This is a genomic window from Paenibacillus sp. V4I9, assembly GCF_030817295.1.
GTDB lineage: Bacteria > Bacillota > Bacilli > Paenibacillales > NBRC-103111 > Paenibacillus_E.
Window position 1 is genome coordinate 6843923 of record NZ_JAUSZE010000001.1, and the last position, 22860, is coordinate 6866782.

The following is a 22860-nucleotide window of genomic DNA, read 5'->3' on the forward strand; positions in this document are numbered from 1 at the left end:
ATGACTCGCCCGATGCTATCCCATCGATTATCTCCAACTTCCTTTGGAAGCAACCGAATAGGTCTTGTACTGATTCCTGCCCTTGATTTCCAAGCAATTGATTTGTAAGCCGTAAGCACAGCCGCCATCAATGCCGATCTTATCACGATCAAACCAAACATCTGCTTTCCCATGAATATCCTTGGCCGGCGTGTGTCCAAAAACGACTGTTTTTTTAACGACGGTTCTCTGCTGGACAAATGGAGCTCGAATCCACATAAAATCCCTTTCTGGTTGGGTTTTCCAATCCAAAAATGCGGGGTTAAGCCCAGCATGAACATAAATGTGAGTCTCGTCCTCGTAATAGAACGGAAGATTATTTAGAAATGAAATATGATCGCTGAACTTTCCTCGGATTCGTTCTTTCGATTGCTTCAAATCAAGAGCCTCGGTCCCGCAGAAGCTTTTAAACGTTTGGATACCGCCATGTTCAAAAAACTTCATTTCCGTTAGTGAATCTACGTCCCCCAGAACATCCACGAAACGTTGGTCATGATTCCCTTTGAGAGCAATCGCTCCCTTTTCGCGCACCAAATTCATAACGAATTCCACGGTTTCCCGACTTGCCGGCCCTCGATCCACGTAATCGCCAAGCAACACGAGTTGGTCTTCTACCGCATTAAAATTTACTTTATCGAGTAATTGCTTGAATTCATCCACACAGCCATGTATATCGCTTACGGCTAACGTTCTTTTCATATCCTGTACCTCCTGATGACGCGCTCCGGAAAAATCCGTCTATTTATGGACATCTATTTTTTCTAGAAAATGTTGAATCGTATGTCGAAATCCCACAAATCAGCTCCCTAGCAAACTCTGAATCTATGTGTATTTCTATTATTTAGATTTTATTTTATCATAGTTTGGTTTGTTCGGGATTCCTTAATTAACATTGATCTTACGTAAGAAACATGAAAAGGACGTCCTGTTGGACGTCCTCGTTTTCAACTTCCTGTTACTATTGATGTACGATACTCCTTTTAACCATGCGGCCAGATCGGAAGGAAAACATGGAAAACAACAAGAAAACTCAAGGTCATCCCTACCATCATCAAAAAACTGTATACAACCAGATCTTTACGATACTTTTTGTTCTTAATCAATCCGGGAACATCGCGAGAAGCAAGAAGTCCAAAAAGAACTACAATGATGATGACTTTCATTATTTTTCGGACTCCTTCTCTTTCAAAATCAAAGGTTTATTCGTTAAACCTGTACGGTTTACTGTCATATCAGCAATGATATTGACTTTCAGCTTTGGAAATTCTTCTTCCCAATGTTCTTTATACTTATTCTTCCACTCTTTTGGATATCTCCGTTCCACTTCAATGCCAAATCCGAAAATATCTGATTTAAATTTTTTTTGCGCCATATCGAGTACGATTTGGATTCTTTGTTTGAGATCCTCTTCCAACTCATTTTCCACAAAATGAATCACTTTAGGATCACTGACATCCAATTTCGAATTATTCTCATAAAGTTCGTTCTCAGCTCTTACTTTCACTTCCATGCTTAATTCTCCATCGCTAAGAATAGGAGTGATTTGGGTCTCGGCCTTCAATATATAAACACTTATTTTTCCATTTCCCTTTTCCTTCGGAATGTTTACGGTGACAACACCCGTTTTCATTTCCTTGCGTAGCCAAAGAACTCCTCTCGTCTCTAAATCATTCATCCAACCGACTAATCTATCTTTCTTGAATATCGCTGATCCTTTGATCGACAGGTTGGTTTCCAGATTTGAAGGAGATGGCGCCTTGGAATCCTCTCCATTCGCTAAGTTCGAAGAAACGAGTTCCATTTCAGCAGCAACCGGTCCCATACCTTCCGTCACAAGCATATGGACAAAATCCTTCAGATTTATCCTTACACCAATGTGCTGTTTCACTAGCTCTCTCATGATTTCAGCCGGTATTTTTTCGAGTTTGGGAACAAACTTGAGAATATTTACAGACTCCCCTTTTGTGAATATGATGTAACTGCGCATTCGCGCTTCCCGTTGTCTAATAAAAAAATCGAGTATCGGGGAAACACCGTCTCGAGCCATTTGTTCGCCAATAACAATAATGCCGCTATGGGAAAAGAAAATTCGGCGCGGCAGCTTCTCTTGGAGTCTCCGATAGGCATCCAAAATCGTTTCCCCCTTTTCTGAAACGACCCATACAGCTTTGGTTCCTATGCCTTTCTCCCCACCAAAGCCCCCTTGGCCTGCGGCGCCTAACATTCGCGGAATAGCCACCTGCAGCGCTAAACGGATTTTGCCATCCTCCATCTTATCGATTCCTGCCGCGGTTACAAATGCAAGGTCATTGACCTCAATCCGGCTCCAGCAGCCCGAGAGAATCGGCATCATCAAAAGGATCAATCCCAATAAAATTCGTGTTTTCATCCAACATTACCCTTCCGTAGAAAATCCTACTCCTTGCGGTTCGGCTGACCGGGACGCATGGACCTTTTCATTCGCTGCGGGTTTCTTTTTGCTCCCTCTTCCGGACGATTCGTCATACTCCACCAAGGCGCCCGTACAAGCACATCTTTAAAATCACCAAAATGTAAAGGGGCCAATGGAGACAAATAGGGCATGCCGAAGGAGCGAAGGCGGCACATATGGCTCATGATAAACAATATGCCTAATAGAATTCCATATAATCCCAGTGATCCCGCTAAAAACATCATGGGAAAACGTAGCATTCTGATCGCGACCGCCTGGCTAAAGCTGGGAATGATAAAAGAAGCGATACCGGTGATGGATACGACAATAACCATGGGGGCGGAAACAATACCCGCCTGAACGGCGGCCTGACCAATGACCAAAGCTCCGACAATACTCACCGACTGTCCTACCGGCCTTGGCAAGCGCACACCAGCCTCTCGCAATCCTTCAAAGGCTATTTCCATTAGCAATGCTTCGATAATAGCCGGAAAGGGGACCGTTTCACGGGAGGAAGCCACACTGTATAACAGGGTTGACGGAACCAATTCCTGATGAAATGTTAATAAAGCAATATAGAGAGATGGCAAAAACAAGGCAATCACCAAAAACAAAAAGCGGATCCAGCGGATCGCCGTCGAAATCATAAAGCGCCCATAATAATCTTCACTCGCCTGCAGCATTTCATAAAAGGTAACCGGAACATACAGGGCAAAAGGCGTATTATCGATGATAATGGCTACTTTCCCTTCCAGTAAGTTGCCAACGACTTTATCCGGTCTTTCCGTACTCTGCACCTGGGGGAAAATGGAACGCGGAGTGTCTTCAATTAATTCCTCGATATATCCGCTTTCGAGAATCGCATCGATGTCAATCCTGCCGATTCTTTCACGAACTTCCGCCACCAAAGATTCATCAGCAATATGATCCAAGTAAGTAATAACGATCTCAGTTCTTGATAACCGTCCTACTTTCATCGCTTCCATTTTTAGCTGGGGAGTTTTCAATCTCCTGCGAATGAGACTGGTATTGGTCCGCAGGTTTTCCGTAAATCCGTCCCTAGGACCACGGATCACAGCTTCAGTTGCTGGTTCTTCAACCGCACGGGACTCCCATTCTCTTGCACTAACGAATAAAGCTCGTTCTGCACCATCAAGAATCAATGCGGTATCCCCGGATAGCACATGATTTATCACATCTTGAAAATTGGCCCCACTGCTTACCTGCGCAGCAGAAATCACTTGATCCCGAAGCAAATTTTCCATTTCCTCATAACGAAATATAGGTTGTGTCAAATTATTTTTCCCGTATTCCAACAGAGGTTTTATGACATCATCGTCAATCAATTTCATATTGACAAGGCCGTCTAAAAAAAGAAGCGTCCCTTTTTGTGTCGCACCTACTTGAAAATCCCTAAACACAATGTCAGAAGAACGATCAAAGATCGTTTTCAATTGTCCAATATTCTGTAAAAGATCCGTGCTAAGCAGATCACTTTTCAATGGGTCCGTGAGGATTCCATTTCCCATACTAAATCCCCCTCACTTTTAAGCCTTTATTTTTTCACCACCATTACGAAAAGATAACCGATCGACATAACAACCATAACAACCATGTAGAAGGCTCCCATTGCAGCCAACATCATTTCCAAAACAGTGAAAGTGTATATATGTAGATGGACTAATAATTTTGACGTAATTTCCTGTAAGTAGAAATACATACACCATCCAATAAAAGCGATGAGCACGGAGAAAAAACATAAATCACGAATATTCTTCATCATTTCTCCTCTGACAAGCGAGTTGTTCTATTGGCTATTTCCAACTATTATCTTTCGACAAATGAAGGTAAATAATACCTAATTCCTAACACTTTCGTTTAAAAAGAAGGCGAACGCTAATAATGATATCTAATTCACAAAATAGGATGACTTTGTATGGCTTGATAGTAAATTCTATGTATGATGTTAAGGTGAGGGCGATATGAATCAAGAGAAAATAGGTATCAAACAACTCTTTCTAATGATGTTAGCTTTTGAAATAGGAAGTGCTGTCATTTTTGCGTTAGGAGCGGAAGCTAAACAAGATGCTTGGCTCGCCGTATTAATAGGCATGGTGTTGGGGCTTATTTTAATGTCCGTCTACACCAAATTGTCTGGGTATTATCCAAATGATTCCTTGATCCAAATCATTCAAAAAATTTCAGGTAGGTACATTGGATATCCACTCAGTATCACTTATATTATTTATTTTACCTCTCAAGCTGCAAGGATCAGTCGAGATTTCTCCGATCTTATGCTTTCTACAATCTTAGTTGGAACCCCAGAAATTTTTATTCTTGCAACTTTTGTAGCCGTAATTATATATACGCTCCGCGGGGGTATTGAAGTGTTTGGAAGGATGGCTGAAATGGTGGTTCCCGGTGTTCTATTAATATCCTTTAGCACATGGATCATCGTTTATGCTTCAGGAGTTGTAGACCTGAAACAGCTTACACCTGTACTTGGTACAGGAATAAAAAACGTATGGAAAGAGTCATTCCCAACCCTTACCAGCCTTCCTTTTGGGGAATTAGTCGTATTCACTATGATTTGGCCAACGTTAAAAGATAATACGAAGCTTAAAAAGGTGGGGATGACTGCAGTTTTGACAGCAGGAGTTTTATTATCGCTTAATATCGTAGGCATGATCTCCGTTCTTGGACCTCAGTTGTACGGTATGTTAAATTATCCTCTTTTATCGACAATACGAATGGCTTCGGTGGCGGATTTTCTTGAGCGGATCGATGCAGTAGTTATTCTGCTAATGGTAGCAGGGGGGTTTTTCAAAGTTGGTGTTTACATCTATGGCGCCGCAGTTGGAACAGCCCATTTATTTAATTTGAAGAGTTACCATTATGTTCTTATTCCGATTGCAGCGATTATTGCCCCTCTTGGTCATGTCATGACAAAAACATATGCCGAGCACCTAGCTATAGGTTTTAAATTTAACATGACCTATGTTCAACTTCCTTTACAATTTGTAATACCTAGTTTGTTACTGGTAGCAGCTTACTTTCACCAAAAGTCAATATCGCACAGAGACTCTAAATTGCGACAAAGCCAATAACGATTTACTAAATTTATTAAAAATAAGGCTGAACACGAATATGTGTCCAGCCTTTTTAGTATAAAACTCAATTTAAGCTCTTAGGATCCTTACTTCATGAGTGACTCCATTTCTACACAGGCCATCACGAATGTGCCAACGCCATGCAGGTCGTTCTCGCTAGTCGGACGAGTCACATAGTTCTCATAATCGCCTGCTGACGTCCCGATACAGATCAGCGGCAATATCACCCGCTCCTGCTCGTCGAACTTTAGCGTTCGGATCAGTCCTTCATATCCCTTCACAGCTGCGTCTATACATTCTTGACCGACAACCCCGTGCTTAATCGCTTTGGCAATCGTGTATACGAACAGATTCGTACAGGATGTCTCCAGCCAGTTATCGGATTGACCACCCTTGTCAACGATTTGATACCAGAGTCCGCTCTCCGGATCTTGATAACGAATCAAGGCATGGACGAAATCACGCAACGAGTTAACTAACTCTTCGCGCCCTGGTTCGTCCACCGGGAGCTCATCAAGGAATTGTGTAACCGCTAGGCCATACCAGCCGAGTGAGCGGCCCCAAAATTCCGGTGAACAGCCAGTTTCGGCATTCGCCCATGGCATCTTCCGGCTTTCGTCCCAGGCATGGTACAGAAGCCCTGTCTCTTCGTCTTTCATATATTTGCGCATTAGTTTCTCTTGATGCAGCGCGGTTCCACGCAAGCCAAGGTCTCCGTATGCATTCGCATATTTCAATGAGAAGACACCCGCCATATACAAGCCGTCCAACCACATGTTGTAGGCATATTTATCTTTATGCCAGTAACCGCCCTCCGAAGTAAGATTCAGCGTGTTCAGCAAGTTTCTCAGCTTATCCGCAGCGATTCGGTATTTGCTGTGTCCTGTCTGTTTTTCCAATCGAAACAACAAAAGCCCCGCTTGAACCGCATCCAGCTCATCCCGCGCGAAATAGAGATTGCCGTGTTCGTCGATCAAACCATCCACGTACGCCTGAATGTAGGCGTCATAGCGATCATCTTGTTCAGCTTCCCACAGCATTTCCATGCCGCATAAGAAAACACCTTGGTGGTAATGCCAGCGCTCGGCAGGCGGCAGCTCCATAGGCGTGTACGTACTCATAATTGAATCGCAGGCAGCTATTGCCCATTCGATGGGTGATTTAATTAAAGTTTGAGTCATTTTGAATTTTCCTCTCTATGTCTACATAGATTTTTGGATTAATTGAAATCCCTTCCTTACCCCTTAATGGAGCCGATCATAGCCCCTTTAGCAAAGTGCTTTTGCAAGAACGGATACACACACAAGATCGGTAAAGTCGCAACGACGATAACAGCCATCTTAATCGATTGTGCAGGAGGCGGTGTGACACTATCCAAATCCGCACTGACATCCATCCCGCTAGCGAGCACGACAATTTGTCGGAGGAGGACCTGAATCGGCCACTTCGCACTCTCATTCAAGTAAAGAATCGCGCTGAGGTAAGTGTTCCAATACGTCACGGCGTAGAATAACGAGATGGTTGCAATAGCAGGCATCGATAGGGGCAGCACAATTCGGAACAAGATTCCAAAGTCGCTGCATCCATCGATCTTAGCCGACTCTTCGAGTCCCTCTGGAATGTTTTGAAAGAAATTTTTCAAAATAATTAAATTAAATGCACTAATCGCAGAAGGAAGAATCAACGACGCATAGCTGTCGATCATCCCCAATTCCTTCACAACCAAGAAGGTCGGAACCAACCCGCCGTGAAACAACATTGTAAACACAACAAGAAACATAATGATTTTTCTTCCATCAACGTCTCTACGAGACAAACCATATGCCATCAGAGCTGTGATAAACATACTTATGATCGTTCCCGCAAGCGTGGTACCAATCGAAACACCCATGGCTTTAAAAATAGTATTCGTTGAGAAAATGAATCGATATGCCTCTATGCTCCAATCCGTCGGAATGATGACAAATTTCTTGGCAGCCATTTCCGCGCTTGTCGTAAAGGAACCCGCTACAACGTGTACAAAGGGGATAAGCGTAATGAGACCAATGATTGTCAGTAACAAGTAATTGATGATGCCAAACATTCTTCCGCCTAGCGTTTTATCTTCTACCATGGTGTAAACCTCCTGTTCTCTCCTAGTAAACGCCCTCTTCACCCATCTTCTTGGCAATTCGGTTAACTAACATAACCAGAACAAGTCCAATAAACGATTTGAACAATCCGATAGCAGCACTGTAACTGAACTGCCCTTGTTTTAACCCTGCCGTATATACATAAGTATCAATGATCTCCGCAACATTTCGGTTCATGGAGTTAAGAAGCAAGTAGACATGTTCAAAACCGAGTTCGAGAACCGCACCAATTTTCAAAATTAACAAAACAATGATGACACTTCGAATAGCGGGCAATGTAATATGCCATATTTGTCTAATCCGTCCTGCACCATCCATACGGGCAGCCTCATACAATTGAGGATCGATAGAAGCAATCGCCGCCAGATAAATAATCGTGCCCCAACCCGCTTCTCTCCAAATGACCTGAAGAATATAGATCGGTCTAAACCATTCCGGAGCTAACAAGAAATTAATCTTTTCAAAACCGAAAAACTCAATAATATCGTTGATAATTCCGCCGTCCATCGTCAGCATAACGAAACTGATCGAGACGATAATGACCCAGGACATAAAGTGAGGCAGATAGACGATCGTTTGAAATACTTTTTTGAAAAGATCCCCTCTGACTTCATTTAGCATGAGTGCCAGAATGATAGGAATCGGGAAATAAAACAAGAGATTCATGACAAATAAAATTAACGTATTGCTTAAAATAATCAAGAAATCCGGCTCTGTAAATAACCGCCGAAAATGCTCTAAACCGACCCATTCACTCCCGCTAACCCCTTTAAACGGTTTATAATTCTGAAATGAAATGATCAATCCGTACATGGGAATATATTTGAAAACGAGAAAATATAAGACTCCCGGCAGCAGCATGACATAGATCCATTTGTTTTTCCAGAGTCGTCTACCCAGCTCACTGCTTTGTTTCCCAGCCACCACACGTTGTGCTATATTCACTTCCTGCATACGACTTCTTCCTTTCCGGGCGATTCATTTAAACTGAGAAGACTGCTGCAAGATCAGCAGCCTTCCCGCCTTCAACCTGCATGATTCGCGACTATCTCATTATTTTTTATAAACAGCGTTGTATTCCTCGATAATTTTGCTGCCTCCACGACTCTTCCAATCTTCAATAGCCTTATCAAAACCTGCCTTATCAATCGTGCCATAGATATATTTATTCGTTGCATCTTTAATCACATCTTGAAGTTGGACGCCCTTCTCCTGGTTCGTTTTCGAATCCAAAGCAGCTACTGGATCCTGCACAGCAAACTTCAGATTGGCAATCTTAAGTTCATCTGCCTTACCTTGAGCAGGAATCGTAGGAATACCCAAGTATCTGCCGGAAGTATCTTCATCACCAATGGCCGCGTCCGTGAAAGGCTTAACCTCGCGTGTCCATTTCTCTTCATCCAGCTTCTTCGCTTTGTTGTCGATTACGCTGTAGTTAGTATCTTTAATGCCCCAGTTTGCAACGTTGGCAACTTCAGGCGTCATCATTTTGTCAAAGAAGGCCAAGACCTTCTTTAGCTCAGCTTCTGTTTTTGTAGCGGATTTCGGGAACAGAACGACGTTCGCATAGCCAGGAAGAGCCCATGCTGCAAATTTACCGCTTGGCCCAGCGACCATACTATGCACATCCACCACAGCGGTAGGCACGTTTTTGATCAAATCTTTATTAAGAGACGAAACATCCGTCATGGCACCGATATACATACCAGCTGTACCATTCGTGAACAGTTTCTGTTGATCGGTTTTACTTGTAGCTGCGAAGTCCTTGTTGATAAGTCCACCATCACGCAGCTTCTTGTAGTAATCCATTGTCGCTACATATTCGGGGAACATGAACTCAGGCTGCAGCTTGCCATCTTTAAGGCCCCAATTGTTCGGTACGCCGAACCAAGTAGCAACGGTTTTGAAAGATCCGTAAATGAGATCATTACGATCCGTTAAGCCGATAGTATCCTTTTTGCCGTTGCCGTCAGGATCATTTTCAGTGAACGCCTTCATCATGGCAACCAAATCTTCCGTTGTTGCAGGTGGCTTCAGTCCCAGCTTATCCGCCCAATCTTTTCGATAGATGAGGCCTTGACGGGCAATGTCTACACCGCGATAAAGTGTGTATAGCTTGCCATCCACTTTCGTATTATCATTGGTCGTAGATTTCAATTTACTCAGGTTCGGGAAGTCCTTCAGTAGAGGACCAATTTCCCAGAATTGTCCGTCACGAATGGCTGATTTCATCTGAATAAATGTTGCCTGGTTTTTCAGGTAAGTGACTTGCGGCAGTGCGCCTGTAGCGAACGTCGTATTCAGCTTCTCCTCATACGTATCAGCCGGGAAAAATTGATACGTTAACTTCGTATTCGTTAACTTTTCGAGTTCTTTAATAATCGTATCCGGCGGCGTTTGTGCTGTGTTCAGCGGTGCCATAATCGTGATTGCTGTCGGTTTATTGTCTGCTGTTGCTTTAGGCGACTCTACCACACCAGTCGTAGCTGCAGGAGTTGACTTCCCCCCGTCTGAGCAAGCTGCCAGCGCAAAGCTGGAAACAAGCAGAACGCTAAGTGGAATCGAGACTAATTTTCTCTTCATATTGGTTAGACCTCCGCGAAATTGTTGTGTGCTACAAGTTCCACACTACACGGCCGTAGGGAGGTACCGAAATAATCATTTACTCATTTAGACCCCGTTTGGCATGGGATGTGAGATGATGATTATCGGTCGGGGAGATGATTATCCGCTCTTCCTGCTACTGCAGCGATGTTTTTCATCGCTAAACCTCTCGCGCGCGCTCGTACGCGACTTTAACGATGAAAATCATCGTCTCAGCCTAAACCGGGCCTCCCCCGAGGCCGCTCATCTCCTCCAGCAGCAAACCAAAACGCAAAAAAGCCGCCGCGCAACAGCGCCAGCGGTTTCCTCATCTTTCCCATCATCAACCTCGTTTACTATAAGCCTCGTTGTACTCTCTTATCATCTGACCGCCGCCACTCCGCTTCCAGCGCTCAATTTCTTGCTGGAATGCGGCTTTGTCCAGTTTCCCCAAGATGTAATTGTACGTAGCGTCCGATACAATTTTGTACAATTCGACGCCTCGCTCGTCGTAGGTCTTCGACTCTAGACCAACGGTCGGGTCTTTGACGACGTTTTTCTCATTGTCCAAGCTCAGCCGATCCGCGAGCTGCGACAAGGACTCGCTCTCCGAGACGCGCATGACCTTCGGATTGTTCAGATCAGCAATCATGAGTGCATACAGCGCATTCACTTCATTCACACGGAGCTTAGAGGTCTCTTCCGAGAGTTGAACTTGATCCCCTTTGGCTGTATAATGACGTCCCTCCAGCCCGTACTTCATCAAGTTGGCGACATCTTTATCCATCGTGCGATCAAAAAATTGCAGCATCTGCTTCAATTCCGCTTCGGTACGAATCGCTTTTTTCGAGAACAGGTAGAGCGCACTATAATTGGGAATCGACCAAATTTTAAAACCCATCGGTCCTTCGATATGGTTCACGAGCGTGAGCTTCGCCTTCGGGTTAATGAGCTGAGCTTCATCCGAAAGACGCTGCACATCCTGCATGCTGCCAATATAGACGCCCGCAATGCCGCGAATTAGTTTATCGCGCTGAACTTCCTTACTGGTGACTGCGAAATCAGCATTAATCAGCTTCTCCTCATACAGCTTCTTCATATAGTTCATCGTGTCCACGTAGGCCTGGGTTTCGAACTCAGGCACTAGTTTCCCAGCGGCATCAGTACCCCAGTTATTCGGAGTACCGAAATAAGAGCTGATCGTTTTGAACGCACCAAACACCAAATCATTCCGATCGGTCAGACCGATGGTATCTACCTTCCCATTCAGATCGGGATCGCCGAACGTGAAAGCTTTCAATACCTGATATAGCTCATCCAGATTCGTCGGCTTGGCCAGCTTCAGATTGTTCAGCCAATCCTCACGAATAATAATGCCCTGACGAGAGGAAGGCCGCTCGGTATACAGCCCATAGATTTTGCCATCGACAGCTGCCTGTCCCAAAATTTCCTTGTTCAGCTGTTTCAGATTCGGGTATGCCGCCAAGTAAGGTCCGATATCCCAGAATGCACCGGAACGGATCGAATTTTTCATCAGCATGTAGTCCGTATATTTCACATAGGTTGCTTTCTTCAAAGAGTTTGTGGTGAGCGCGGTGTTCATTTTATCCGTATATATACCGTCCGGAACCCAGTTCAGATCAAGCTTCGTTTGTGTGCGATTCTCGATTTCCTGAACGAGTTCAGGGATGGGCGGATGCGGAAAATGCAGCGGTGCCATGATCGAAATAACCGGACGGTTTCCGTTCACATCATCTGCCTTTTCCCAGCTGTTCTTCTCACAAGCACTGTTCAAAATAACCATCAGCAGTCCTATCAAAAGGAGACCAAAAAGCTTGAAACCCTTGCCATATAAACTTGTTCTCATGTGAGATCCTCCCTTATAGCAGCGGTGTTTTATAGTCAAATTCAGAGAAAATGATTATCCGTCACTCAGATGATTGTTGCTCTTAACGCCTGTCTTGACTACAATACATAGATAGTCTGAATAATCATCCTCAAGATAGATAGGTGTTGGATGCGATGCGCTCTTTAAGTTTCCTTAGCAAAATGACCATATTCGGGTTCCTGCTCAGCACTCTGCCGGTGATCTTCATCGGCGCTTTCGCCTTCGTCACCTCGTCGAGCGAAATTCAAAAGAATGTCAACGAAGGTAAAATGCAGTTGATCACCCAAATCAACTCCAATGTAGAGCAGAAATTAACGACTGTCAACCATACACTTAATCAGGTCATCAATTCCACCGTACTCAAAAAGGCGATGGACATGCCCCTTACTGTAAACGATTTCATGATGTATGACGATCTGCGCAGCGAAATTCGGTATATGCAATCTTTTGATACCAAACTGGAAGATGTCATCTTGATCAATGCCAGGGAAAACTGGATGATTAAGAATTCGGGCTTGTACCGCTATGACAGCTACCCATATCACGATAAGCTTATGAGTCTGATGAACACGCAGGAGAACAGCGTTTGGACGCTTAATCCATCCAAGTGGTTTTTCACGGAAGAAAATGCGCGAAGCGTTACCTGTGAGTACAGTATTTCTCTAGTTAAAAAGCTGCCCACCACCGGTCTGGAGAAATACGGCTTGGCTCTGGCTAACATTCCTGCCTGCAGCCTGCAGGATCTGATTAAAAATGATACCGAGAATCTGGATGACATCCTGATTATGGACGAACAGAATCGGATTCTCATGCATCCGGATGCAAATCTCATCGGTAAATCTATCACTGAAGCTGGGCTAACAGATTTGAAGCAGTTAGAGGCGCCAATGGGCCAGTTCTCAGCGGATATTAACGAGAAGCCCTATTCCGTCAGCTTCCTGCGTTCCAACCTCAACAACTGGACCTACTTATCCTTAACCTCCATCGACAGTTTGACGAAGGAATCCAGTAAAATTGGAACCTATACGATCTATGTATGCGTCCTGATGCTGCTCCTCTCCATGGTCTTAGCTTGGCTAGGTTCGCGCAAAATGTATTCGCCTATTCAGCTTCTTTTGAACCAAATCGGAGGGCTTGTGACCGTGAATCAGAAGCGGAAGGCCAACGAGTTCCAGATGATCAGCGAGCATGTCCATACCTTGTTCCAATCGAAGTCCCAACTGGAAAGAGAAGTCCACCAGCATATCGGCCAGGTACGGACGTTTTTCTTAATCAAGGCTTTTCAAGGGCATATCAAACAGAGCGAGCTGCTGGAGAAGCTGGCGCAGTTCGGCTATAACAAGCACATTGAAGAGTGGAAAACGATGTCAGTGATCACGATGCAGATCGATTCTATCGATAATACGCGTTACGAAAAACGGGATATGGAGCTGCTGCTCTTCGCTGTGCACAATATGATCGAGGAACTGATTCCTTCCCAGCAGCGTCTCGCTCCCATCATTATAGACCAGACCGTGGTCACCTTGATTGGAAGTACCGATAGCGAAGAAGCCGCCTTTCGCAATACCGTATATGCATTAACCGAGCAGATGCAGCAGCATATTTATAGCTTCCTGAATCTCCACGTCAGCATTGGGATGAGCCTCCCGATTCATACTTTCTCACAGATGTCGATTGCCTATCGGGAAGGTCTGGAGGCTTTGAAGCATCGCATCAAGCTGGGTGAGGGCATCATCATTCAATATGAAAATATTAACTCAGGGAAGCATTACTTGAATTTAAACTATCCGAAGCCTATCGAAAATGAATTGATTGATGCGGTCAAGCTTGCCGAAAAGGATAAGTCCAAAGAGCTGCTAAAACAGCTGCTGCAAGCCGTATTCGCAGCTCCGCTGACGCCGCAGGAGTATCAAATTCCACTGGCAAGACTGCTCAACAACCTGCTCATGGTGATGCAGGAATCCGGAATCAGCTTGAATCAAATTCATCCGAACAAAGGGTCCCTCTTCGAGGAGCTCCTGAATTTGCATATGACAGCCGAAATCGAAGACTGGTTCTGGACAGAGGTCATTCACCCGCTGATTCGCATTTATCGCGACCGGCAGGATGCCCAGTACCACAACATTTCTGAGAAGATTATTGATCTTGTGCAGCACTATTACGACACCGATCTGACGCTTGAAGAGTGCGCCTCCCGGCTGCATTATAACGCGAATTATTTGAGCAGTATTTTCCGCAAAGAAACGAACTGTTCCTTCAGTGACTACTTGTCGACATACCGGTTCAACATGGCTAAAAAATGGCTGTCCGAAACTGATATGCCGATCAAAGATATCTCTTCCAAGCTGCGCTATAACAATTCACAAAACTTCATTCGTTCGTTCCGCAAGCAAGAAGGATTAACACCCGGCCAATATCGGGACAAAAAGAAAGAAGGCTCGGCACCTAGTGGGTAGGTTCCTTGCCTTCCTTGCTTGTCCTAATCCTAGCTACCAAATGCTAGGTTGTTGGTTTGACCGCTGCTTTGAGTGCAGCACGATTATCCCATAGAAACGATACAACGCTGTTACGTTCTTCAAAGAACGATTCTTTCTCATCTGCATAGTCTTGGCCAAGTCCATGAACGCTGAAACGATCATCCGAGTAGTTCATCAAAGTCCATTGCCCTCCGCGTTTGTTGTCAGCAAACACTAGGTATAGTTTCTCTCCTGAAGCGTCCCATTTCGCAAACGATGAAAAATTGTCCAAAATCTCACCAATGTCGTTTTTCTTTTTGATTTGCATGATCGTATCCTCTCTTTCATTTATTGTTAGGCAAGTTTACTCAAAAGCACTGTTTCCGTTTCCGTTTCTGTCTCCTGAAGCTTGGTTTTCCACTCCATTTTATGTTGTGAAACGGTTAAAAATATGTGCTTATAGCCTTCTGATATCGTCAAAACTGGTTTATCGTATACAAGTGACTGAGACATATGGTAGGTTACTTGTTCGACATCTTTCATAGTGTCACTCTGTTTCCGTAGGACAATAAGCAGCTGCATACATCCAAATACCCTAAATTGGTTACAGCACTCTGTATGATCCACATCATACCAATCCATTTTTTCAACTTCTTGAACCGTAAAAACGTTGGAGTCCCCTAATTCATTTTCTAGCGTAATTTCACTAAGCTGGATGTTGGTTTTGTCTAATTCGTATGCCACCTGTTCTAAGGCTTGCTTTTTCGTTTGGGCTTGAATGAGGTATGAAATGTTAGCATGGAAGGTTGCCTCTGCGATATAGTCTTCTTGTTCCATTTCCCCTTTGATATCTCCTTTAAATTCGTGATGTGTTGTGTCTATGGACAAGAAAATACTATAAGAAAATGGATAAAAAGGTTGTCATTCCATAGGGGTGGATTTTAGGAACCTTTGTCGAATGGAAAATGGGCTCCATTTGGTTCGCTTTCTTGTTGGAAAAATAAGAAGACTGCTGCTATGTCCATTTGACAATAGCGGCAGTCTTCCACCGTTCATCCTATAACTACAAGCTATTCGTTCCACATCTTAATACGCTCTTTTAGGAGAGCATCAAATTGCGTTTCCAACTTTTTCACACCAGCTTGCTCAAGTTCTTTTTGGAAGGAGTCCCATAACTCGTCGAACTTTTTCGGATTTGCCATGATGAGTTCCGGAATTCGCTTTCTAGACAGCTCCATAATTTTCTGGAAAATGATGGCTCCATCCGTATCTTGAGGAATATTGATTTGCCACGCCGCCCCCCAAGGTTTACTTGGGAATTCAGAAGCTTTAGGGTAAAGATCCTGCCACATCTTCACATTGTACTTAGCAAGGACCTCTTTCTCTACCGTTGTATAACCGTCAATAATTTGCTGCTCACTTTTAATCGTATACGTTTGGCCGGAAGGATCCTTCACACCATCGCCGTACTGAGAGAATGGATAACCGTATACGCCTATTCCTGTTTTCTTCCCATATTGAGGGTCCTTCACACGTTGATCCATTTCTTCCTTAGGAACGACACGTTTGCCATTCTCTATTTTGTAATGAACGCCTTCAATTCCCCAATTATTCAAAATTTGTGCTTCATCAGAAGCTAACCAATCCAGGAATTTAATAATACGCACCGGATCTTTAGCAGACTTGGAAATGGCAACTCCCCAACCTGCTGAGTAACCTGCGCTTTGGAAGTTTTTGTTCTTAAAGCTTTCATTTAATGTAATGGGATACATGCCATACGTTAGTTCATTTTTTCCTGCTTGCTTCAAAGATTGTTCTGCTTCTAAATACTGCCATTTGGAATCGATAATAGCGAGCACACGACCGGAAGCAATTTTCGCTTTATATTGATCGTATTTCTGAACAAAGCTTTCTGGATCCAAAAGTCCAATATCATTCATGTGATTGAGCCATTTGAAGTATTCTTTTTCTTCAGGACGCGTTAAATGGAGCACCGGCTTTTGTGTTTTTTCGTCGATATACCATTCCCCGTCGTCAGAACCCCCGGTTGCAAAAACGGCTGGATTCGTAACAGATTGGGCTATCCGCCAATCATCTGCGAGTAACGATAGTCCTAACGTAGGTTTCCCATCAATTGTAGGGTGTTTATCTTTAAAGGTTTTAATGGCATTCTCGTAATCCGTCACCGTTTTGAGTTTAGGATAACCAAGTTCTTTGACAACCTGATGCTGCAGTTGAAAACCATCTTTTGGCTCCCATTGCTGTTCATTGACTCCAAATGTACCTAGATAGTAAATCGCTTTATTATCCTTACTCCACTTCAATCGCTTCAAGTAATCGCCATACAGCTTTTTGATATTAGGCCCATACTTATCAATCAGCGGAGCAAGATCAACGAACCCGCCAGCATCTGCAATGATATTTGAATCGTTTTTCGCAAAAATAAGATCAGGATATTCCCCGCTTGCCGCCATAAGGGCTACCTTTTGTTTCGGATCCCCAACCGGATAATCAATTTTGAGGGTAACGCCGGTTAGTTCCGTAATCTTTTTGCCGACCGGGCTTTGCATGTTCTCATAGTTCGTGTTTTGATCAGCACTAAACATGGTTATTGTGATTGGAGATTTGTCATCTTTGGTGGTCGAATTCCCCACTGTCTTCGTATCTTTTGAACCTTCACCCATCATACTGCAGCCTGTCAATGCCAATGTTGCAATTAAAGTGAACGCTATCATTTTTCTGCTCTTTTTCATATTAGCCCTCCTTATTTTGGTACCTATGTAGTAACAGATCGATGACCTGCTCATACCGAATGAAATAAATCATATACGTCATCTAGATCACGCCTTGACAGCCCCCAATGTTAAGCCTTTGACAAAGTACTTTTGGAGAAACGGATATACAATCAGAATGGGCAGCGTAGCAACTATGGTAATAGCAGCCCGTATGGATTCAGGTGATACCTGAGCGGAGAGCCCTGGATTAGAGCTTCGTGCAAGGTCGGCATTATTGGAGCCTGCTGTCGTGTTTGCCAATATCTTCATTAATTCATACTGCAAGGTGGATAGGTGTTCGGAGTTGCTATTGTACAAAAACGTATCAAACCATGAGTTCCACTGCCCAACCGCGATAAATAAAGCAATGGTCGCAAGAACAGGTTTACACAGCGGTAATATGATTTTGAAAAAGATCGTCAAATCGTTTGCACCGTCCAGCTTCGCCGATTCCTGTAAACTAATCGGCAGCCCGTCTATAAAAGAACGGATGATGAAAATATTCCATGCACTGACGAGACCGGGTAAAATATACACCCAAAACGTATTCATTAAATGCAGCTCTCTCATTAACATGTACACGGGTATTAAGCCCCCAGAAAAGTACAAGGTAAGAACAAAGGTCAAGGAAATTTGCTTTCTAGCAATAAAATCTTTACGGCTTAGTACGTAAGCAACCATCGCTGAGCTGAATACGCCAAGTACAGTTCCAATCACAGTTCGAAGCACAGAGTTCTGGAAAGCAACAATCAAATTGTTATACATAAATATCTGTTTGTAATTCTCCCATGTGAAAACGCGAGGCCAAAGATAGATGCCTCCTCGAACGCTATCCATCGCATCATTGAAAGAGATCGCGAGAATGTTCCAAAACGGATAGATTGTCACAATACCTACAATAACCATACAGACATACAAGCATAGTTCGAACGTGACATCCCCAAATTTATTTCCAGTTCCAACCTTCATAGCTATCTATCGCCTCCTATATAACGCTTTCTTTTGTCCAACGCTTAAATAGCCAATTAGACGTCAGAAGCAGTGTAATCGCGACGATAGTGTTTACAATCCCCACCGCTGTACCGAATGAAAAGCGCGCAAGCTTGATTCCGTAGTTCAGCACATAGAGATCAAGAACCTCTGCGTAATCTTGTACAATTGCGTTGCCAAGCAAGTATTGCTTCTCAAACCCTATGCTGGTTAACCACCCGATAGATAGAACCATCATGACCATAATGGTAGGACGAATTCCAGGAAGCGTTATGTGCCAAATGCGTCGAAATCTCCCAGCTCCGTCTACCTTAGCAGCTTCAAATAGCTCTGGATCAATACCTGCTATTGCAGCTAAGTATATGATTGAATTCCAACCCATTTCTTTCCAAAGATCAGATAACGTTACAATGCCCCAGAACAAGTGTCCTTGCGCCATAAACTGAATCGGTTTATCGATAATATGCAAACCAACCAAAATTTCGTTAACGATGCCGCCATCTGTTGACAGCATCTTCGTTACCATACCAGCCACCACGACCCATGACACAAAATGGGGTAAATAAGAAATCGTTTGCATCGTTCGCTTGAAAGCAATTAAACGAATTTCATTGAGTAAAATAGCGAATAAAATTGGAAATGTATATCCTACAACCAAGCTCATAGAGCTCATTGCAAGCGTATTCCGCAAGACCAGGTAGAAGTGAGGCTCATTAAAAAGTGCAACGAAGTTATCGAATCCAACCCAGGTTTGCTCACTGAACGATTTACCTGGCTTGTATTTCTGGAATGCCATCAACCATCCCCAAATAGGGACGTAATTGAAAATGAATATCCAAATGACAAAAGGCAGTGACATGAGAAATAGATACCGCTGTTCAATGACGGTTTTCCACTTCGTTTTCTTCCTTCCAATTGAAGCAACGATATGAGGTTGACTCCTGGTTTCCATCTAAACGCGCTCCTTTAGTCACATAATTGTTCTTACATCTACAAATATAACGGGAATAAAGCGCTTGCAACACCCGAAAAACTAGATATGAATCATTTGTTAATTGGATATTGAATGGCAATTTAACGCGTTATCTGCACACAGGTTCATGTTTTTGTTTTCCATTTTTCCCGGTACATCGTCGGTGATTCTCCAATCGCTTTCTTAAATTTCAAGTGAAAGTAATCGACATTCGCATAGCCTACCATTTCAGCTACTTCATACACTCTATAGTCATCAATTAATAGCTGCTTGGCTTTGTCCATTCGAATCCGATCCAAATAAGTATTGAACGATTCACCTGTCTGACTCTTAAACAATTTCCCTAAATAGGAGCTATTGTAATGAAATAATTTCGCCAACATTTCTAAGTTGATCTCCGAGCAATAATGAGTAGAGATATAATCGAGAATACTATTGAAGTTGTTATTTCTTTTTTCTTTAACCCAATGCTCGTAAATACCAAGCAGCTCCTTTTCGACTAAGGCTCGTAAAGCTTGCATAGTTTTCTGATTGTCAATGGCCTTAACGATCTCATTTAACGTAGGCATATGGGCTTTCATCCGTTCGTCTATGTCAGTTAGGAGCTTTATCAATTCTACGTACATGGAAATATAGCTGGCTTTGATTTGTTTTTCATACCATCCAAGCTGCAGCATTGCGGATTCAGCATCCGTCAATATATCCAATAGCAGCTCTTGATTACCCGCAACAATCGCTTTTGAGGTATGATCGGCGAAACTCCCCATTGAAAAAGCTGAGGTATCGATGGTTATAACAGGATCCTGAACAGGAAGAGGGGTAAGAATGCTGCCCTTTCTCTCAGAAAGGAACTTCTTCTTCATGCATTCGTAGGCATATTGATAAGACTTACCTATCTGGTTAAAGTGGTTCACTTTAGGCCCCATGGCAACAACTAGCTCCAAATCCATTGCCTCTTGAGCCTCAGATAAATAAAGATCAAGCTCTAAATAAGGATCTATTTCCTCGCACAATATCCCAATGTACTTTCCAATGGGAAAAACGACACCTCTATGGCGTTTAATCATATGTCTGTTTAAATGCTCAGATAGGTATGTCATCTCCTCAGGCTCCCATTGTTGGAGCTCCGATTCGATCAAAATCATTTGGTAGGTGTTCCACGGAAGCTCGAGATGCAACGATAAAAGATTTTGTTCTTCTTCATTTCCATCTGAAACGCTCTCCCGACGCAGCAATTGTTGAAGCTTATGTTGAACAATAAGTTGTGTAGAAGATTGCAGCTGCGCCTGTTCTTTGGTCCGCTTTTTCCATATTTCACGTAAATCATTCATGCGAGTAAGCAGCTCAGTCTGCTCAATCGGTTTCAGTAAATAACAACGAACACCATATTCCGTGGCTTTTTGGGCGTAGGAAAATTCGGAGTAACCGCTCAAAATGATGAAATCACTCTGCAGTCCATGCAGCCTGGCCTCTTCGATAAGCCGCAGTCCGTCCATACCGGGCATTCTAATATCAACGATCACCACATCAGGATTGATATCCTTACACAGCTGAAGTCCATCCAAGCCGTTATCCGCTTCACCGCAAATCTCAATATCGAAGGACTTCCAGTCAATAATTTTCCTCAATCCTTGACGAATGATGGGTTCATCATCAATTATGATTAGTTTATACATCTTCTTTTCCTCCAATAGGTATGATGATACTGATCCTCGTTCCTAATCTGGGATGGCTGCTAAGATCTAGTCCATATTCAGCCCCATAGTAGTGCTTGATCCGCTGATGAACATTGCGCAAACCAATCCGCTGACCTTGTTCATCCTCTGGATTATGAAGTGTAGCCATAATCTCCCTGCATTTATCCGCCTCCATGCCAATCCCGTCATCGCTTACACTAAGTTTAATCGTAGAACCCTCATACTTGATTTGGACACTTACTGTCCCTTTTCCGATCTTATTTTCGATACCATGAATAATGGCATTCTCTACAATAGGCTGTAAAAGCATGGGAAGTATCATAATTCCCCCAATTTCCATCTGATTAGGCAATTCATAATTGAGCTTATCGCCAAATCGGAATTTCTGAATTTCTAAATAGATGTGTATCATTTCAATCTCCGATAACAGTGAAACTGCTTCATGCCCAATTTCAAGATTATGACGAAGAAGCTTTCCAAGCGCCTTAACCGAGTTGGCAATTTCCTCTTCCTCCTGACAAACGGCTTTCATTCGAATCGTCTCTAGCACATTAAACAGAAAATGTGGATTCACTTGGTTAACAAGCATTTTAAATTTAATTTCCCTTTGCTTAAGCTCAAGCGCATGCTGCTCTCGCTGAGCTTCTTCGACCCGTTTCATGAGGTCATCAATGCTGGTTACCATATGATTAAAATGATGCGAGAGCTGTCCGATTTCGTCCTTGCCTTGAACAACAGAGCTATGTGATAAATCCCCCCTTGCTACCATCCGAATATCTCTGATCAAAACACCAATCCGTTTCGTCATAGCACTTGAAAAAAAGAGAATAAAAAATATGGATAACAGCAGACTGCTGAATATGATCCAATACGCGATGTAACTAATGTGTTGAGACTCCTTTAATATGGTTTCCAATGGAATCACACTAATAATACGAAGGCTATTATTACTATTTTCTGGGAATATGGATTGAATAATGATTTTCACTTGTTTACCTTGGTAGATCGAATCCTCAACTTTAATCGCTTGGCTTCCGAAAGAATCGACTAGTTGGAGCTGCTTAAGCGAGCTGCCGACAAGGGTTTGGTCCTTCGCGGCAAGAACCTCATCTTGATCAGAAAGAATCATGGTCTCGAAAGGCTCTTGATTAAGAGTCGCATGCAAGTGCTGCGGATTGATCGTAATTACCAACATACCGCAGAAGATCATATTGCTATAATAAATTGGCCTGACAAGACTAACATAACTTGGTCCTTGCTTCGTTTGATCAGGTATATAGTACCAACCAATTTTGCCGCGATTTTCAATGGCCTCCATATACCAAGGTTCTTTAAGCATGCTCGTATTCAAGTGAAAAATAGACCAATTTTCAAGCAAGGTTGCATTCATTGTGTAGAATCGGATTCCGGAAATCTCTTTGTATAAAAGCATGTAGTCGGTTAGATCGGTATACTCGGAATACGCATGAAATACTTCAAGATTAGATTCATACTCTTTACTTACTAAAGCTTTTAATTGTTTATCGAAGTAGATTTTATTAGAAATGTCCGTCGGTATTTTGAGTGTCTCCTCCACTTGTTTTTTTATTTTCTCGACATTGTTGATAGACTGCTGTACGGCATGTTCGATTGCCATGTCCTTCAAAGATTCCGTCAACAAGAGCCCTACCGTTAAGACAGGAACAAAGACAACTAATAAATAAGATAGGATCAGCTTCTTCTTTATTTGAATATTGTTTGTGATTAGCGCGATATTTCCCATGCTGCCCTCCTATGCTATAAAAAAG

General features: G+C 43.1%; 18 protein-coding genes. 2 read left to right on the forward strand and 16 right to left on the reverse strand.

All coding sequences use genetic code 11. The features are described from left to right. Positions 1-27: 27 nt before the first annotated feature. The 4 genes from QFZ81_RS31380 to QFZ81_RS31395 form a co-directional block, all read right to left on the reverse strand. A complete protein-coding gene (locus tag QFZ81_RS31380) occupies positions 28-738 on the reverse strand; it encodes a metallophosphoesterase family protein (RefSeq protein WP_307605806.1) in 711 nt (236 codons plus the stop codon). A 281-nt stretch (positions 739-1019) separates the two neighbouring features. Beyond that, positions 1020-1202, reverse strand: a complete 183-nt coding sequence (locus QFZ81_RS31385) for a hypothetical protein (RefSeq protein WP_307605808.1) — start codon at positions 1200-1202, stop codon at positions 1020-1022. After that, positions 1202-2428 carry a Ger(x)C family spore germination protein gene (locus tag QFZ81_RS31390; RefSeq protein WP_307605810.1) on the reverse strand — a complete coding sequence of 409 codons (1227 nt, stop codon included), beginning with the start codon at positions 2426-2428 and terminating at the stop codon, positions 1202-1204. Before QFZ81_RS31390 ends, QFZ81_RS31385 begins: the two co-directional genes overlap by 1 nt. Positions 2429-2454: 26 nt before the next feature. Then, positions 2455-3999: a spore germination protein gene (locus QFZ81_RS31395; protein WP_307605812.1), complete on the reverse strand. Its 1545-nt coding sequence runs from the start codon at positions 3997-3999 to the stop codon at positions 2455-2457. A gap of 453 nt (positions 4000-4452) precedes the next feature. On the opposite strand from QFZ81_RS31395, the gene QFZ81_RS31400 reads away from it, so the two are divergent. Beyond that, positions 4453-5577, forward strand: coding sequence for a GerAB/ArcD/ProY family transporter (locus QFZ81_RS31400; RefSeq protein ID WP_307605814.1), 1125 nt, complete (start codon positions 4453-4455; stop codon positions 5575-5577). Positions 5578-5666: 89 nt separating this feature from the next. Here QFZ81_RS31400 and QFZ81_RS31405 read toward each other — a convergent pair whose 3' ends face one another. The 5 genes from QFZ81_RS31405 to QFZ81_RS31425 form a co-directional block, all read right to left on the reverse strand. Next, positions 5667-6761 (reverse strand): glycoside hydrolase family 88/105 protein, encoded by a 1095-nt coding sequence (locus QFZ81_RS31405; protein WP_307605816.1) that lies wholly within the window; start codon positions 6759-6761, stop codon positions 5667-5669. A gap of 56 nt (positions 6762-6817) precedes the next feature. Then, on the reverse strand, positions 6818-7693 hold the full coding sequence (locus tag QFZ81_RS31410) for a carbohydrate ABC transporter permease (RefSeq protein WP_307438106.1): 876 nt from the start codon (positions 7691-7693) through the stop codon (positions 6818-6820). Between the two features lie 22 nt (positions 7694-7715). After that, on the reverse strand, positions 7716-8666 hold the full coding sequence (locus QFZ81_RS31415) for an ABC transporter permease (protein WP_307438104.1): 951 nt from the start codon (positions 8664-8666) through the stop codon (positions 7716-7718). Between the two features lie 99 nt (positions 8667-8765). Beyond that, a complete protein-coding gene (locus tag QFZ81_RS31420; RefSeq protein WP_307605818.1) occupies positions 8766-10295 on the reverse strand; it encodes an extracellular solute-binding protein in 1530 nt (509 codons plus the stop codon). Between the two features lie 343 nt (positions 10296-10638). After that, positions 10639-12162 carry an extracellular solute-binding protein gene (locus QFZ81_RS31425; RefSeq protein WP_307438100.1) on the reverse strand — a complete coding sequence of 508 codons (1524 nt, stop codon included), beginning with the start codon at positions 12160-12162 and terminating at the stop codon, positions 10639-10641. A 155-nt stretch (positions 12163-12317) separates the two neighbouring features. Between QFZ81_RS31425 and QFZ81_RS31430 the strand changes: the two genes are divergently transcribed. Then, on the forward strand, positions 12318-14639 hold the full coding sequence (locus tag QFZ81_RS31430; protein ID WP_307605820.1) for an AraC family transcriptional regulator: 2322 nt from the start codon (positions 12318-12320) through the stop codon (positions 14637-14639). A gap of 43 nt (positions 14640-14682) precedes the next feature. Here QFZ81_RS31430 and QFZ81_RS31435 read toward each other — a convergent pair whose 3' ends face one another. The 7 genes from QFZ81_RS31435 to QFZ81_RS31465 all read right to left on the reverse strand — a co-directional run bounded on the left by QFZ81_RS31435 (position 14683) and on the right by QFZ81_RS31465 (position 22835). After that, entirely contained in the window at positions 14683-14967 is a 285-nt protein-coding gene (locus QFZ81_RS31435) for a hypothetical protein (protein WP_307438096.1), read from the reverse strand. A gap of 26 nt (positions 14968-14993) precedes the next feature. Next, positions 14994-15476, reverse strand: coding sequence for a hypothetical protein (locus tag QFZ81_RS31440; protein ID WP_307605822.1), 483 nt, complete (start codon positions 15474-15476; stop codon positions 14994-14996). 233 nt (positions 15477-15709) lie between these two features. Then, positions 15710-17392: an ABC transporter substrate-binding protein gene (locus tag QFZ81_RS31445; protein ID WP_307605824.1), complete on the reverse strand. Its 1683-nt coding sequence runs from the start codon at positions 17390-17392 to the stop codon at positions 15710-15712. 87 nt (positions 17393-17479) lie between these two features. Next, positions 17480-18382, reverse strand: a complete 903-nt coding sequence (locus tag QFZ81_RS31450; protein WP_307438089.1) for a carbohydrate ABC transporter permease — start codon at positions 18380-18382, stop codon at positions 17480-17482. Positions 18383-18398: 16 nt separating this feature from the next. Next, positions 18399-19355, reverse strand: a complete 957-nt coding sequence (locus QFZ81_RS31455) for an ABC transporter permease (RefSeq protein ID WP_307438088.1) — start codon at positions 19353-19355, stop codon at positions 18399-18401. A 146-nt stretch (positions 19356-19501) separates the two neighbouring features. After that, positions 19502-21052, reverse strand: a complete 1551-nt coding sequence (locus QFZ81_RS31460; protein ID WP_307605826.1) for a response regulator transcription factor — start codon at positions 21050-21052, stop codon at positions 19502-19504. After that, positions 21045-22835: a sensor histidine kinase gene (locus tag QFZ81_RS31465; protein WP_307605828.1), complete on the reverse strand. Its 1791-nt coding sequence runs from the start codon at positions 22833-22835 to the stop codon at positions 21045-21047. The genes QFZ81_RS31460 and QFZ81_RS31465 overlap by 8 nt, the downstream gene beginning before the upstream one ends. Positions 22836-22860: the final 25 nt, after the last annotated feature.

Bases quoted from the DNA above. Each gene is read 5' to 3' on its own strand.
- QFZ81_RS31455 (WP_307438088.1), bottom strand. From the start codon at position 19,355: ATGGAAACCAGGAGTCAACCTCATATCGTTGCTTCAATTGGAAGGAAG.
- QFZ81_RS31420 (WP_307605818.1), bottom strand. From the start codon at position 10,295: ATGAAGAGAAAATTAGTCTCGATTCCACTTAGCGTTCTGCTTGTTTCC.
- QFZ81_RS31425 (WP_307438100.1), bottom strand. From the start codon at position 12,162: ATGAGAACAAGTTTATATGGCAAGGGTTTCAAGCTTTTTGGTCTCCTT.
- QFZ81_RS31380 (WP_307605806.1), bottom strand. From the start codon at position 738: ATGAAAAGAACGTTAGCCGTAAGCGATATACATGGCTGTGTGGATGAA.
- QFZ81_RS31445 (WP_307605824.1), bottom strand. From the start codon at position 17,392: ATGAAAAAGAGCAGAAAAATGATAGCGTTCACTTTAATTGCAACATTG.
- QFZ81_RS31410 (WP_307438106.1), bottom strand. From the start codon at position 7,693: ATGGTAGAAGATAAAACGCTAGGCGGAAGAATGTTTGGCATCATCAAT.
- QFZ81_RS31390 (WP_307605810.1), bottom strand. From the start codon at position 2,428: ATGAAAACACGAATTTTATTGGGATTGATCCTTTTGATGATGCCGATT.
- QFZ81_RS31440 (WP_307605822.1), bottom strand. From the start codon at position 15,476: ATGGAACAAGAAGACTATATCGCAGAGGCAACCTTCCATGCTAACATT.
- QFZ81_RS31395 (WP_307605812.1), bottom strand. From the start codon at position 3,999: ATGGGAAATGGAATCCTCACGGACCCATTGAAAAGTGATCTGCTTAGC.
- QFZ81_RS31450 (WP_307438089.1), bottom strand. From the start codon at position 18,382: ATGAAGGTTGGAACTGGAAATAAATTTGGGGATGTCACGTTCGAACTA.
- QFZ81_RS31465 (WP_307605828.1), bottom strand. From the start codon at position 22,835: ATGGGAAATATCGCGCTAATCACAAACAATATTCAAATAAAGAAGAAG.
- QFZ81_RS31460 (WP_307605826.1), bottom strand. From the start codon at position 21,052: ATGTATAAACTAATCATAATTGATGATGAACCCATCATTCGTCAAGGA.
- QFZ81_RS31415 (WP_307438104.1), bottom strand. From the start codon at position 8,666: ATGCAGGAAGTGAATATAGCACAACGTGTGGTGGCTGGGAAACAAAGC.
- QFZ81_RS31435 (WP_307438096.1), bottom strand. From the start codon at position 14,967: ATGCAAATCAAAAAGAAAAACGACATTGGTGAGATTTTGGACAATTTT.
- QFZ81_RS31405 (WP_307605816.1), bottom strand. From the start codon at position 6,761: ATGACTCAAACTTTAATTAAATCACCCATCGAATGGGCAATAGCTGCC.
- QFZ81_RS31400 (WP_307605814.1), top strand. From the start codon at position 4,453: ATGAATCAAGAGAAAATAGGTATCAAACAACTCTTTCTAATGATGTTA.
- QFZ81_RS31430 (WP_307605820.1), top strand. From the start codon at position 12,318: ATGCGCTCTTTAAGTTTCCTTAGCAAAATGACCATATTCGGGTTCCTG.
- QFZ81_RS31385 (WP_307605808.1), bottom strand. From the start codon at position 1,202: ATGAAAGTCATCATCATTGTAGTTCTTTTTGGACTTCTTGCTTCTCGC.